The organism is Acaryochloris sp. CCMEE 5410 (genome assembly GCF_000238775.2).
Taxonomy (GTDB): domain Bacteria; phylum Cyanobacteriota; class Cyanobacteriia; order Thermosynechococcales; family Thermosynechococcaceae; genus Acaryochloris.
Map to the genome: position 1 here is coordinate 807,995 of NZ_AFEJ02000001.1, position 15,472 is coordinate 823,466.

8 protein-coding genes are annotated in these 15,472 nt (G+C 44.6%); 4 read left to right on the plus strand and 4 right to left on the minus strand.

Going from position 1 to position 15,472, the window contains the following annotated elements; genetic code table 11:
* Positions 1-48: 48 nt before the first annotated feature.
* Positions 49-750: a lipoate--protein ligase family protein gene (locus tag ON05_RS03515; RefSeq protein ID WP_010476880.1), complete on the plus strand. Its 702-nt coding sequence runs from the start codon at positions 49-51 to the stop codon at positions 748-750.
* On the opposite strand, the gene ON05_RS03520 is transcribed toward ON05_RS03515, so the two are convergent.
* Positions 747-2,006, minus strand: coding sequence for a site-2 protease family protein (locus tag ON05_RS03520; protein ID WP_010476879.1), 1,260 nt, complete (start codon positions 2,004-2,006; stop codon positions 747-749). The two genes, ON05_RS03515 and ON05_RS03520, sit on opposite strands and share 4 nt — an antisense overlap.
* 258 nt (positions 2,007-2,264) lie before the next feature.
* Between ON05_RS03520 and ON05_RS03525 the strand changes: the two genes are divergently transcribed.
* Positions 2,265-4,907, plus strand: coding sequence for an EAL domain-containing protein (locus tag ON05_RS03525; RefSeq protein WP_010476878.1), 2,643 nt, complete (start codon positions 2,265-2,267; stop codon positions 4,905-4,907).
* Positions 4,908-4,954: 47 nt separating this feature from the next.
* Here ON05_RS03525 and ON05_RS03530 read toward each other — a convergent pair whose 3' ends face one another.
* The 3 genes from ON05_RS03530 to ON05_RS03540 all read right to left on the minus strand — a co-directional run bounded on the left by ON05_RS03530 (position 4,955) and on the right by ON05_RS03540 (position 12,342).
* The gene (locus ON05_RS03530) at positions 4,955-6,955 is read right to left on the minus strand and encodes a hypothetical protein (RefSeq protein ID WP_010476877.1); all 2,001 of its coding nucleotides are present in this window, start codon (positions 6,953-6,955) and stop codon (positions 4,955-4,957) included.
* 683 nt (positions 6,956-7,638) lie between these two features.
* Positions 7,639-8,019: a hypothetical protein gene (locus ON05_RS03535; RefSeq protein WP_010476875.1), complete on the minus strand. Its 381-nt coding sequence runs from the start codon at positions 8,017-8,019 to the stop codon at positions 7,639-7,641.
* 345 nt (positions 8,020-8,364) lie between these two features.
* On the minus strand, positions 8,365-12,342 hold the full coding sequence (locus tag ON05_RS03540; RefSeq protein WP_010476874.1) for a magnesium chelatase subunit H: 3,978 nt from the start codon (positions 12,340-12,342) through the stop codon (positions 8,365-8,367).
* 499 nt (positions 12,343-12,841) lie between these two features.
* On the opposite strand from ON05_RS03540, the gene ON05_RS03545 reads away from it, so the two are divergent.
* Both ON05_RS03545 and ON05_RS03550 read left to right on the plus strand, forming a co-directional pair.
* The gene (locus tag ON05_RS03545) at positions 12,842-13,378 is read left to right on the plus strand and encodes a pentapeptide repeat-containing protein (RefSeq protein ID WP_010476873.1); all 537 of its coding nucleotides are present in this window, start codon (positions 12,842-12,844) and stop codon (positions 13,376-13,378) included.
* 130 nt (positions 13,379-13,508) lie between these two features.
* Positions 13,509-15,449 carry a long-chain fatty acid--CoA ligase gene (locus ON05_RS03550; RefSeq protein ID WP_010476871.1) on the plus strand — a complete coding sequence of 647 codons (1,941 nt, stop codon included), beginning with the start codon at positions 13,509-13,511 and terminating at the stop codon, positions 15,447-15,449.
* Positions 15,450-15,472: the final 23 nt, after the last annotated feature.

Genomic DNA, 15,472 nt, shown 5'->3' on the forward strand with positions numbered 1-15,472 from the left:
TTGGATTGGCGATTAATCCCTTACCTCAAGACCGATGGCATAACCCAGATGGCCATTGATCAATGGTTATTTGATCAATGCTATCACGGTAACCATCCACCCACCTTGCGGTTTTATACTTGGACGCCAGTGGCGATCTCCTTGGGTCGTAATCAGTTAACTTGGCCTTCGCATTGGCAAGATTTAACTTGGCAAGGTAATCCCATTGAGTTAGTAAGACGCCCAACAGGTGGTCGGGCAGTTCTACATGAAGGGGATCTGACCTATGCGATCTCACTTCCGCATCCCCATCGCAATCGCCGTCAAGCTTATGAAGATCTCTGTCAATTTTTAATTCAAGGTTGGCAAGAACTAGGATACAGCCTGCGCTTTGGCGAACCCCGCCGAAACTATACTCACAAAGCCAACTGCTTCGCAACCGCCACGAATGCCGATCTAGTTCTAGGCAATGGCTACAAACTCATTGGAAGTGCCCAGGCATGGCAAGGCCAAACCGTCTTGCAACATGGTTCCATGAGAATCAATCCCAGTCCAGAGCTAACTGAGCAGGTATTCGGACAAACTATTCCTGAAAAAGACAACACTCTTCACCAGATCCCAGAAGCAGTGATTATCTCTTCATTGATCGCAGCAGCAAAGACTTGTTTTGAAGCCACAATTACTTGTGAATCCCTCTCCCCGAAAGAGCTGGAAGCTATTGAACAAGTAAAGTTAATGCAAGTTGTGGACAACAAGCTTACCAGGAATTAATGTGAACTGGTTTCGGGTGTGGGTTCGGTAGCCATTACATCCGCCATCACAGATCGGGCAATAGCTGGAAGCTGGAGGGTAGAAGGATAACTACCCTCATCTTTAATCCGGCGAATATCTTCATCAGAGATGGGCAAGTTGAGCTTTTTAGCCAGCGCCTTGACAGTATCTCCTCGATCGATAACACCCGCAACCGCATCTGCAGGAGATAAGACAGTAATCAGAGGCAGCTGTTTCTCTTCTAGGAGTTCGATCACTTCTGTAATCGGCGTATCCTGGCGTACTGTCGGAATTTGTTGTAAGGATCGGACCACGGATTGAATGGGTTGTACCTCCCATTGGCTACGCTCGATAGTATTCAGGCCATCAATATCGACTATTCCGCGATACCGACCTTCTGATGCTGCAAAATAAGCAGAGCGGCGCATGGTGTCGAGCAGATAGCGATCGGCAAACTGACTCAAGGATTTCTCAGCATCTACCACCCGAAAGTCCCGAGTCATCGCATCTTGAGCTTGGAGCTGGATCAATGCCTCTTGGAGTTGCGTGAACTGCTCATAGTTGTAAGCATTACGGAGACCAAACCATCCCAGCATGGTCACCCATATGCCGCTCACCTGTCCCAGTAAGAAGGTAAACGCAAGACCCACAATTACAGCAAGCCAGCCAAACGCCTGACCGACACGAGCAGCCCATCGGACGCCCTGCAGTCGATTGCCAGTCACTTTCCAAACCAGTGCCTTGAGAATTTGGCCGCCATCTAAAGGCAGTCCAGGAATCAAGTTAAATAGGGCCAGGACTAGATTAATTTCTCCCAAGCTTTGCAATAAAACACGAGCCGGACTTTCGGCTGCGGCAAACTCTCCACAGAGGCTGAGGATTAGGAAAATACTGATGCTAACAGCAGGACCTGCGATCGCAACTTGAAACGCATGTTCTGGGGTCTTGGCTTCTTCATCAATAGAGGCAATGCCGCCAAATAAAAATAGAGTGATGGAGTTCACCTTTATCCCTTGGGATCTTGCCACTAAACTATGGCCAAGCTCATGGAGCAACACTGAGACAAACAGCAGTAAAGCCATGACAAAGCCCACAATCCAGGCCGTACCCGTTAGCCAATTGGGGTAGAGCTGTTGCCAGGACACGCCATTGGCAAACGTGACTAAAGCCAGAATCAAAAACCAGGATGGGTCTACATAGAGGGGAATACCAAAAATCGCTCCCACCTGCCTGTTTGCATTTGAACCTTGCTGCATAACGGTTGTCTCAATGAAACCTTATTTCTATGGTAATGTCCGCATTCCTGTGATGAGTGTAGAGCCGATGGTGTAAATTCCCTACACTCTTCAAGATTGTTTAGCAAAAGCAGGCGGGGGAAAGAGCGGGATCTGTCTTCTAGCTGCTCCAAATCCAGGTCGGTATGGGAACACTAAACAAGAAGTGAGACCAATCTTTGGGTCCAGGTAAATCACATTTTTGCGATCCTCCGACTCAACAGAGCATCGATCATTCCTATGCTGCACTCCCCCAATTCCCCTGAAGAGGAATACACCATTGCGTTTAGTCGCAAGGATAAGAAAGCTGCATCAACGGCCAGGAATGTTGAAGCTCTAATTCATCCAAACCGGCAAACGTATCATATTCTCGCAATTGAGATCGATCAGAAGAAACAGCTGATCTCTTTAGAAGATGCAACCTATACGATTGGACGTCACCAAGCGAATGCCATCGTGCTAGATGACCAAACCGTATCTCGCAATCACGCTTTTTTGTTGAGAATCTGTGATGTCAATACGAAACAACATTCTTTTCGCATCATTGATGGTGATCTAAACGGGAAACGTAGCCAAAATGGATTGTGGGTTAATGGTAAACGATGCTTTATTCATGACTTACAAGATCATGACGTCATCTCCTTTGGCGAACATATCCATGCCACTTATGTTTCGACCTCAAACCTTAACGATCCCAGAATTGGTATAGGGAAAAACAACGTTCAATCCTTACCGATTCCTTTACCGAAACCGAATCTTGCCCTTGGTTCCACCCTTTTTCATAAGGCGACCGTGGGTAACCCCCAAGGGATTCAAGACAGTCTCGTCCAACAACAGTCTGGTGACGCTGCTTTTGTGCGGCTGTCTTCCTTTCCAGAACTGACCCCTTTGCCCATCATTGAGACAGATTTGGACGGCAATATTACCTATATCAATCCTGCTGCTTCAAATAAATTTCCTGAGTTACGAACCATCAAACGCCACCCACTAACCGATGGCTTATACGAGAAGTTGGTCCAGGAACAATCTGAATATGTTATCCGGGAGATGGAAATCGGCAGTTCCATCTATGAACAAGCGATTTATTGCATTCTCCAAAATGGTCTGATCCGTAGTTATCTCATCGACATTACTCAACATCGCCGGACAGAGCAGCAACTGAGGCTGAGCGAAGCGCGTTATGCAGCTGCAGCCAAGGGAGCCAATGACGGTCTATGGGACTGGGACCTGCATAGCAACACGATCTATTTCTCTGATCGGTGGAAAGCCATGCTGGGCTTCTCAGAAGAAGACATTGGGGCCAGTCCTGACGAATGGTTTAGTCGCATTCATCCTCAGGATCAGGATCGAGTGACGGAGGACTTATCTGCTCACTTTAGAGGGGATACCCCCCAATTTGAAAGTGAATATCGCATTCTCCACAGTAATGGGGAGTATTTGTGGTTCAGGGGCCGTGGTCTTGCCCTCCGCAATGATCAAAATCAGGCCTTTCGGATCGCGGGTTCACAAACTGACGTCACAGCTTACTACTCCACACGGGCTCAGCTAGAATTCAAAGCTCAGCATGATGAAATGACCCAGTTACCCAATCGGGTCCTGTTTATGGAGCGATTGACTCATGCCTTTCGCATGGCCGAACATCAACAATCTCGGCTGTTTGCCGTTCTCTTTCTCGACTTAGATCGATTCAAAATTATTAACGATAGCCTGGGCCATGGGGTTGGAGACCAGTTGCTCATCGAAGTGTCAAAACGGCTGCAGCAGTGTTTGCGCAAGCAAGACACGATTGCCCGCTTTGGTGGAGATGAGTTTGCTATTCTTCTGGATACGGTCGAAGATGCTGATGAAGCAATTCACGTTGCTCAAAGAATCCTTCAAGCTCTTAAAACAAAAATTTCATTAGAAGAGCATGAAGTTTATACCAGCGCTAGCATTGGCATAACGGTTTCCAATCCAGACTATCAAGCACCAGAAGAGCTTTTGCAAGATGCCGATACTGCTATGTATCGTGCCAAGAAACAGGGCAAAAACTGTTTTGAGGTTTTTTCTTCTGGCATGAGAGCCCAAGTCAATAGCCAACTGCAATTGGAGACCGACTTGCAACGGGCCATTAACAATAACGAGTTGCACTTGGTCTATCAGCCTATTGTTGATCTCAATTCTGAACACATCGTTGGTTTTGAAGCTTTATTGAGATGGGATCATCCTGAGCGAGGGTTAGTCCCCCCCTCAGAATTTATTCCTGTGGCAGAGGATGCAGGGCTGATGGTCTCCATTGATTGGTGGGTGCTAACTGAGGCCTGTCAGCAGATGGCCCATTGGTTAAGAACTTATCCTAGTTCTGCTGAACTCACTGTCAACGTCAATATTTCGGCCCATCAGTTTTTGCAATCTACTTTTTGCAAAAAAGTCACTGCCATCATTCAGGAAACGGGGATGAAACCCCATCATCTGAAGCTGGAGATTACCGAAGGGGTCATTTTGAGTAATGCACCTAATATTTCCGAGCAATTAAATAATCTGAAAAAGCTGGGCATTCATCTGGCTATTGACGACTTTGGAACAGGATACTCATCTCTGAGTTACCTGTATGCCTTTCCTCTGGATGTCTTGAAAGTGGACTATTCTTTTGTTTCTCGCATGGATCAAGATAATGGACTCGCTATTGTCAAAACGATTGTGAATCTAGGCCAGAACCTCAATATGAAAGTGGTAGCTGAAGGGGTCGAGACTAAAACCCAGCAAAAATATTTACAAGAAATGGGTTGTGAATTTGCCCAAGGATACTTATTTTCTAGGCCGCTTAAAAAAGAAGCAGTGGAAACAATCCTGACCAATAAAAACCTACCTCATATCCCGGCTATTCCTGTTACAACAGTCTAAACTTCCAAAAATATTCTTCCTGAACATCATTTTATTCATTCTTGGACCTAGCTATTTACCAACCAAAACATTCGCTGTTTTACTAGCTTTAAAGCTTGAAAAAGGCTGAAGAAGAGGGCAAAAGGTAGAATTGAATAACGATTACTTTGTGCAAAAACTGCAGGGATCCATAAATAACTTGGGAAAGGATTTCCCTGGACTAATAGATATAAAAAATCCTTCGCGCTCAATTTGGGAGCTAAATAGAATAATTGCGCTTCTACCATATCCTGTGAATGTTGAAGCTTTCCAAAGACCTCAGACTCCAAGCGGCTAGGAGACTTTACAAATAGGTTTAAAAGCGAATCACTTATAGTAAGAGAGTCATAGATACTAAACAAGTTTTCTTCAACATTCAACAAGAAGATATTGGAAAATGACAAAATTGATTTTTGGTAGGCATGTATTCCCCAGTCCAATATTTCTTTATTCTCAGAGTTGCGAAGTATAGGTATATATCGATCATTTTGTCTTTCATATTTAACTGTACTTCCATGGTCGGCAGCCACTAAGGCTTCAAATAGTTCTGATGACTGGCATACTTGAAGTCTTTTGAATTTAGGGTTTAAATTGTCATAATAATACGCAGCTAGGCTCTCCGAAGGTAAATCCACTCGCTGTTTCAATGCAAAATAAAAACCTTGTATGTCTTTATTTGGTTTTAATTTCTCATCTTTCAACAAATCACCAAGTGCTTTTAAAACACTGCCTGTCCATCCTAAATCCACGAAGCCATAAGAAATTTCATCCAACATTCCTTCTTGGGAAAAATAACCTATAGCTGATTCGCGGTAGCTTTGAACAGTTGCTAAAATCAAACTGCTAATTTCCTGCTCATCCTGAAAGACTTTTCTAAGTTTATCTCTTTCCGAAATTGTGAGTTCCATTTTCCAAATATCTTGTGAAAATCCATTCCGTACTAACACATCTCTTATTTTTAATGGACTTATATTCACTCTTTCACAAACACTATCGACTGATAAAGATCCTTCTTTGAATTGAAAAATCCAGTCTAATTCATATGAATCTAATTTCTTGATACTAGGAAACTTAATTGCTTGGCGTGAACCATATAAATATCGACAATCAATCTTATATCCCCAGACCTTGCAAATTAAAATTGCAATTTTATGGAGAATTTGACCGTCTCTAGCTATAAAGTATAAACGTTCAATATTTCGCTTTTTTGCTTCAAAAAGACACCAATAAACGAAACTGAACAACACTGGACCCATCACATCGCTAGCTGTTTGCCAAATAACTAATTGATGAGGGTCTGTATATGGTGAATTTAAGCGATTAAGGCGACAAGAGCCTGACAGCAATGAACGCAATTTTAGTGGAAGAGAAGTATGCTCTGCAATTCTCTTTTCATATCTTGTTAATTGGGTATCAGTATATTGGCATGCATTTATCCCAGACCGCTTGGGGACTAAAACATCACTAATGGCATTTTCGCCCATATGATTTAACTGCTGAGGGCTAAGACCTTGTTTTTTTAAGCAAAAATCAAATAGGCTTCCAGTCTTTTTTGTTAATCCTGTGGACGAAGAGACATATAAAATATCTCCTTCTCTCCATAATTTTTTTTCATCCAAAAATGAACGAATAATGATCTCAGGCAGATACATATCTGCAATATAAATAACATTATTTCCAGACCGGTGTATCTCTTGAATATACTTCTTTATTGAAGGAACTAAATGCCATCCTTTTTTTTCTATCTCAGTCTCAATCTGAAGAGCTAATTCACGTTCAGTGGATGACCAACTATACCTTAGTGCTAGGGCATTATAAATCGAGTCGATGTGAACCTCTTTAGTACGATTTTTAGATCGTAATTCCTTTTCAATATTAGTTCTTATATTTGGCCATTGCTCTTGGGTTGTCGTAATCAGACCTGCCTTAGTAAGCTCATCAGCAACTTGGACAAATAAATCGGTTGGCCTAGCCCATACTCTCACTATAACTGTGTCAAATACATCAAAGGAAAACACTTTTTGGAGCATAGTTAAGAATATGAGTTAAATATATTATTAATAGAAACACTTATTAGTTACAATGGTTATTGGCAAAACCATTGTAACCTTATCAATAATTTTTAAATGATGGAAATCTAAAAATAGTTTTTTTTGATCTAAAAATGTTAGTTATACAACTTAGAATCCAGGTAATTGAACAGCCAAGCAATTCAATAATTATTTTTTATGCATGGGAATAAAAAATACATGAAATTCCAGTTGATAATAATATTATTCTTACTGGGACTCAATGACTTAGATCACTGCCAAGTCATTTATACTATCCTTTTTACACAATTTATTTTAAGAACTGTCACTTTTTCACTTTTACCTCAGAATGTTTTACAAGTCAAAACCCTTTTGTTCTGGGGGCTTCAAGGTAAATCAAGACCTACGGCTCATTTGACTGTTAACGAAGGACAAAACAAATCTAAACTCGCCTGGGAGGCCAATTCCACCACTTTTATTTGCAACAATAGTGATATGGCAACTACTCATTATTTAGAGATATATCGTTAAAGATAGTCATTTTCTTGCAAAGATTAGACAAATTAGTGATTTACAATATCTATATGGATCTCTCAGCCCTTTATCCAGCCATAGCATTAATTTCAACAAGAAAGCAAGAAGGTTAGTATTTTAATCACTACCCTAATGGATTATTGATCTGTTTATTGCACAATTTTCCGTGTATACCAACCAATTATTGTTCCTAAAGACAAATCATTAATGAGCACTTGTTCCTCTAATGCGATCGCATTCAACGGTTTGAGCGAAGAGGTGACCAGGTGACTGAACCAATCCACAAAGTGATCATCTACTTGTGGTCCTGCCAGTAACTCTATATCGGTGCCAATGCACTCTTTTATTTGTATCGCCGAAAGCGACTCAATCGGGGTTTGAATCTGTTCACTGATTTTCTGAAGGTATCGCCAACAATAGACAGTGAGGCGAATGGAGAATCGTTCTCTCGTGGGCAATAAAGTTTGATCAATCTGAGTATTTTCTGCATGAGTTAGGAGAGAACTCAGCGCTTGGGGGAATTCAGCCATTGTAAGAAATACATTAGTTATTTTTTAGAGCAAGTGAAAAAAGAGCACAAGCTAAGCAAGAGTAATTCAATAAACGATGTCTCTCTCCGAAAAGAGCGAAAGACAGGCTGAAAAATTAGAATTCTTACTGTTCATCTTGATTGAGCGTGCACTTTATCAATCTAGTAGCCTGTTTACAGGACATGTAAAACCCTTATGAATAAAACCATTAAGCACTGAATTCAGAGTGAGCAGAAATCGGTCTTTATATTTCAGTTTAGAACTCAAATCCAGAAATCTAAAGCTTCAAAAAAGCACCCTGCTTAGAGTAGGGCGCTTTTTCTTTAAGATTGATAGTTTAAACGGCTATTCAACACCTTCAATCTTATCTTCAACTTCTTGATAGAGATCTCGGAGCATTTGTAGGTTCTCTTCACTGGTTTCCCAGTATCCACGGCCATTCACCTCAAGCAATGTACTTACTACTTTGCGGAAAGAGTGAGGATTAAGATTCTTAAGACGATTCCGCATCTCCTCATCTTCGATAAAGGTTGTGTTCACGTCTTCATAAACCCAATTATCCACTGCACCTGCCGTTGCCGACCAACCCATGGTATTGACTAGGCGTTTTGATAGCTCACGCACACCTTCATAGCCGTGACTGAGCATCCCCTCATACCACTTCGGGTTGAGGAGTTTGGTGCGAGCATCCAAACGGACTGTTTCCGAGAGGGTGCGAACCTGAGCATTAGCTGTTGTGGTATCGGCAACATAGGCATTCGGCTTTTTCTTGTCATCCCGAAGGCTGGAAACTACCTTAGTTGGATCAGAGTCAAAATAGTGACTCACGTCCGTGAGGCTAATTTCGGAAGAGTCGAGGTTTTGGAAGGTCGCATCTACTGTTTTGAGGGAGGCTTCCAAAATTTCTCTGGACTGCTCCATATCGCCAGGAGAATCAGCAGAGAAGGCAAAGGACTTCCGTTTGAGGTACATCTCTTGCAGTTCAGCTTCTTCATCCCAGGTGCTGTTCTCCACCGCCAAGTTGACGTTAGCGGCATAGGAACCGGAGGCATTGGAGAAGATTCGAGTGGCAGCTTGTCTCAAATTGATGCCCATATCTTCGGCTTGCTTGAGTGCATGCTTGCGGACAAAGTTCATCTCTAATGGCTCATCCGCTTCGGCAGCCATCTTAACGGCTTGGTCTAACAGAGCCATCTGGTTGATAAACAGATCGCGAAACACACCGGAACAGTTAACGACCACATCAACGCGAGGTCGACCCAATTCCTCCAAAGGAATGAGTTCTAGCTTGTTCACTCGACCTAAGGAGTCTGGTAATGGCTTTACCCCCACAAACCACATGACTTGAGCCAAAGATTCGCCATAAGTCTTGATGTTGTCTGTGCCCCACAGGACTAGAGCAATAGATTCAGGCCACTCGCCATTATTCTCTTGCTTTTGCCGGGCTAAAAGCCGATCAACGACAACTTTAGCGGATTGGACCGCTGCTTCTGTTGGAATGGATTGAGGATCCAGAGCATGGATATTTTTGCCCGTGGGTAGTACATCTGGGTTGCGAATCGGGTCACCACCTGGGCCAGGCAGCACATATTCACCTTCTAGGGCCTGGAGTAAGGCACCTAGCTCGTTATCCGCCACCACTTGATTAAGGCAAAACTCAAGATATTCCACTAAGGGGGTTAGCGCTTCTTGATCCACATCGGGGAAGCCTGCTTCCTTGAGGGCCTTTACCCAGGGCTCTTCTTGGCGACCGAAGTTAAACAGGTTCAAAGGCGAAACCTTAGAAACTCGTCCTTCTTCATCAATTTGAGTATGGACAATAGCCGCAACGGCTGCTCGGGTGGTTTCGTTGATAGTGTTGAGCAGATCCACGTCTTCGAGGACGCCGCGATCGCTATTGTGGAATATTTCGTCTAAGTCTCGATTGATGCTGTTGGCAATCAGGCGGGGTAGACCCAAAATATTATCTTCACCCCGATCGAGGCTGGCGATATTGACGAGGGTGGCAATGGCTTCCTCTGCTGTAGGAGGCTTACCAATCACATGCAAACCGCAGGGTAAAAGCCGGGACTCAATTTCCATCAGTTTGATATAAACGCGACCGACAATAGTGTCGCGTTCTTCTTGAGTCATATCTTTGGCATCTTGCTCAGGTAGGTCAATATCCTGATCCAAGTTTACCAAGCGGGCCTTATCCATAATCGTATCGACGATGGGAACACCTCGACCACTTTCTTTCAGAGTCTGGTAAGAGCCAATTAGCTCACTGAGTTCTTTGAGTCCTTTATAAAGACCCGCATTCTCAGCTGGAGGAGTCAGGTAGCTAATGGTATTGGCATAGCTGCGCCGCTTGGCAATGGTGGCTTCAGAGGGGTTGTTGGCGGCGTAGTAATAGAGGTTGGGAATGCTGCCGATGAGCGTATCGGGATAGCAGTCGTTGGACATGCCGATCTGCTTGCCGGGCATAAATTCTAAGGAGCCGTGGGTGCCGAAGTGAAGGACAGCGTCCGCCTTAAAAATCTTTTCTAAATAGCTATAGTAGGCGGCAAATCCATGGTGAGGACTGGCGGAGCGAGAGAATAGCAACCGCATGGGGTCGCCTTCATAGCCAAAGGTGGGCTGTACCCCAATAAACAGATTGCCATAGGTTTTGCCGAAGACTAACAGGTTCTGGCCATCGCTGTTGAGGTTGCCAGGAGGGGGACCCCAGGATTCTTCTAACCGTTTTGAGTAGGGCGTTAGGGATTCGTATTCCTGCACCGACATCCGGTGGGCAATATTAAGTTCTGGGCTATTGTACTGGGCCTGGGCATCGTGGAGAATCTCCAGCATCAAGGCTTCTGCATCTTCCGGCATATCCTCGATGGTGTAGCCATCCTTTTTCAAAGATTCCATCACTTTATAGATGGAGCCAAATACATCCAAGTAGGCGGCGGTGCCCACATTACCCTTATCAGGGGGGAAACTAAAGACCGTAATCGCCAGCTTTTTTTCGATCTTGGTCTTGCGGCGTAGAGAAGCCCACTTCATGGCTCTTTGGGCCACCATCTCGATCCGGTCTTGGAGTGCGATCGCACGTCCAGTAACGCCATCACGACCCGACAAAATAATCGGCTCAATCGCCCCATCCAATTCAGGAATAGCAATCTGTAGAGCAGCTTGAATCGGGTGCAAACCTAAATCACTTTCTTCCCACTCTTCCGTGGTTTGGAAAACTAGGGGCAAGGCCACCATATAAGGACGGTTTAGCTTTTTCAGGGATTCCACCGCCTTGGGGTGATCTTGGCGAGCAGGCCCTCCCACCAGGGCAAATCCAGTTAGAGAAACAACGGCATCGACTAAGGCTTTATCTCCACCAGGAGTTTCATAGAAAAATTCTTCAACGGGCTTAGAAAAGTCCAAGCCACTAGCAAACACCGGAATCACCCGAGCCCCTAGCGATTCCAATTCCTGAACTGTCGCCACATAGTGGGCGTCATCGCCCGTGACTAAGTGAGTTCTCTGGAGAATCAGGCCGACGGTAGGTGCAGTGCCATTCTTGAGCGCATCAGGGATATCACGCCGAGAGCTAAACCAGTTGAGATATTCTTTGACATCCGCAAACATCTCCATGGCCAAGGGATGCCAAATCCCCATCTCCAAATACGTCACCGGATCGGCAAACTGGACTTTGTCCTCTAGCTCCGGTACATACTTGTTGGCCAGCATCAGCAGGAAGTTTTCCAAGTTATCCTGGGAGCCGCCCAACCAATATTGGAAGCTGAGCATAAAGTTGCGAGCATCCTGGGCTTTATCAACGGGTAAGTATTTAAGGACTTTAGGTAAGGTGCGCAGCAGTTTCAGCATGCCGTCCTGAAACGAGGCACCAGACTGCTCTTTACGCTTGCGCATAAATTGTGCGATCGCACTTTGAGATTGCCCCAAATTAGCCATTGTGAAGCTGCCCATCTTATTAAGACGCATCACTTGAGGCATAGAGGGGAAAACCACTGCTACATCTAACCGATCGCGATGAGGTTCCACCGCAGCAACGACTTTATCGGCTAAATCTTCGATAAAAATCAAGGAGCCAATAAAAATATTCGCTTCAGCCATATCGGCCTCAAAGGCCTCATAATTTTCGGGTGAGCGTAATTCTTCTAAGAGGTAGCCACTGAGTTCGACGGCCACACTGTCGTGACTATCGTTAATAGCATTGGCAGCTGCCGTAAGGGCACTCTGATACTGAGGCTCCAACACGACATAGACCACCTTCATTAAGGAACGTCCCCGCAGCTCCTTGGGGACAATATGTCTAATGGTGGACTTGACGTGAGTGAACATGCGATCGCGCTCCTTTAACGTGAACAATCTTGTGCACGACTATTAGGTTCTATAAAGATTTGTACCAAATAATTTGCTGTGAAACGGTACGGTGGTCAGGAACTGACACAATTTGCAAGGAAATTTGTAATGGACTTCAAATCATGCTTGCAAGCCTAGATTGCTCCTAGCTCCTCCATCAAGCATAGCCGAAGTCCATAGGCAAAAACATACGCATAGATCTGATGCGCCCCCCTTTAAGCATCTAAACAGAATATTTACTGACCGATTTGGATCTTGATCTTTTATGTAGATGCATTAAATTACTTCACTGAATTGTTCGACCATTACTTTCCCCGATCAGTCCGATAAGAGCAGACAATCCTAGGCAGTGTAAAAGCTAAAGCCATTCTTAAGACTGGCCTATTCTCTAATCCAGGATTGTAAATTCATATTAAGCATTAGGTATAAATGCTCAGCTCAACTCACCCAATGAGGATATGCGTCGTTCGAAATCTATATGCAAAAGATTAGTGCTGAAGACTTACTCGCCAAGTATGACTCAGGAATTAGAGACTTCAGCCATACTGATCTGAGTCAAATTAATTTGTTTGAGGCATATTTGCCAGAGATCAATCTTCAAGGGAGCGACTTAACCGGCTCTAATCTAGCTTATGCAACCTTGAGTCGGTCTAATTTAACTGGAACCAACTTTAACCAAGCACAGCTAGAAAAAACTTGGTTGGACTCTACTCTGTTAGCCGATTCCAAACTAAAAGAGGCTTCGCTAATCGGGGCAGAATTAGCATTTGCACAGCTTATCAGAGCAGATCTAACCCATGCCGATTTGCAAAACGCCAATTTACAGCAAGCCAATCTCTCCGCTGCTTATCTGATTGGAACCAATCTCAGTGGAGCCAATATGGAGCAGTGCAACTTATCACAATCCATTTTAATTCGCAGCAATTTTTTTCGCGCCAGTTTTGTTGACTTCAATGGTACTGAGATTCATCCCACCACCATTTTGCCCAATGGATATCCCGGCAGTTCTCAGTAAACTGGGGAATCATCTGATATTCTCTGGCTGCTAAGGAAATTAATCTAAATGTGTTCCCTGCAATCACGGCTCAAATATATAAGAGAATCGTCATATAGGTAAAAAACACATCTTTGGAGAAAGACAAATTATGTCTGTTGGCCATCCTCCACATCCTTCAGAAACCGTGAAGTTGGAATATAACCAGTTACAGTCTATTTCTGAAATATGGCCGATTGCTGCCCAGCGATTTGGGGAAATTGTGGCCCTTCGAGATCCCCATGTCAAACCAGAAGTCAATCTCACCTACGTGGAATTGAATCGCCAAGTCCAACGGTTCGCAGCTAGTTTACAGGCATTAGGGGTTAAGCCTGGCGACCGCGTAGCATTATTTGCCGATAATAGCTCTCGTTGGTTTATCGCCGATCAAGGCAGCATTATGGCAGGGGCCGTCAATGTGGTCCGCAGTTCCCAGGCCAGCCCAGAGGAGCTTGTCTACATTCTGGAAAACAGTGGGGCGACCTTTTTACTGGTTGAAGATGCAGCAACATTAAGTAAGTTACAACCCTTCCTAACAAAACTCCCCTTAAAGTTAGTGGCCTTGCTTTCCGATGAAGACGTGGCCAACAACGGTCAATCTCAGGTATTGAACTTCCCCCAAATCTTCCAAGAAGGAACTCACGGTGCCGTTCGTGCGGTTCCGTTGGGTCGAGAACATTTAGCAACACTGATCTATACCTCTGGTACCAGTGGTAAACCCAAAGGCGTCATGCTGAGTCATGGCAACCTACTCCATATCATTACAGCCATGCCAGCGGCGGTTCAGCCAGAAGTGGGGGACCGCATTCTCAGTATCCTCCCCACCTGGCATTCTTTCGGTCGATTGGTAGATTACTACTTTCTGTCCCAAGGGTGCACGCAAATCTATACCAGTATTCGAAATCTCAAAGGAGATTTGCAAACCTATAAACCTCACTATATGGGCAGTGTGCCACGCTTATGGGAGTCCCTTTACGAAGGGATGCAGAAAAAGTTTCGGGGCGAACCTGCCACTCGTCAAAAACTAATCAATACGTTTTTTGGGATCAGCCAGAAATACATTCTGGCCCGCCGGACTCAGCAAAGGCTGGACATTAATAATCTCAATCCGTCAGGGCTACAACGGTTCCTGGCTCAACTGCAGATGCTTTTCCTAGGTCCGTTGCATCAATTGGGCGATCGCATCGTTTATACCAAGATCAGACAAGCCATGGGCGGGCAATTCAAGCAGTCGTTTAGCGGCGGTGGCTCCTTAGCCATGCACCTAGAAACCTTTTTTGAAACCGTCGGTATTGAACTGATTGTGGGCTATGGATTAACGGAGACCTCACCGGTCTTGACTGCTCGTCGCGCGGAACACAATTTGCGCCGCTCAGCAGGCAAGCCCATTCCCAAGACCGAAATTCGAATTGTTGATCCTCAAACTCGTCAAACCTTACCGACCGGTCAACAAGGTCTCGTTATCGTCCGAGGACCTCAAGTCATGCAGGGGTACTACCAAAATCCTGAAGCGACCGCTAAAGTGATCGATCAAGAAGGCTGGTTTGACACCGGTGATTTAGGTTGGTTGACGCCTACACAAGATTTGGTTCTAACCGGAAGAGCCAAAGATACCATTGTGCTCTCCAACGGTGAAAATATTGAGCCGCAACCCCTGGAAGACGCCTGTGCCCGCAGCGCCTTCATTGACCAAATTATGGTGGTTGGTCAAGATCAACGAAGCCTAGGGGCCTTAATTGTTCCTAATCTCGATGCATTGCAGCAGTGGGCATCAGAGCAAAATGCCTCCATTCAACTCCCCGGTAATACTCCCCCGCCAGGGAGTAAAGTACTTACCTTTACCGATCAGCCCATCCAGGATCTCTATCGCCAGGAACTCACACGAGAAGTCAAAAATCGTCCAAACTACCGCCCAGATGAGCGCATTGGTCCCTTTGCCTTTGCCTTAGAACCATTTTCCATCGAAAATGGAATGCTTACACAAACCCTAAAAGTTCGTCGTCGTGTTGTCATGGAGCATTACCGCGATATGATCAACGGAATGTTTAAATAGATTCAAATTCGCTGCAAAAGACC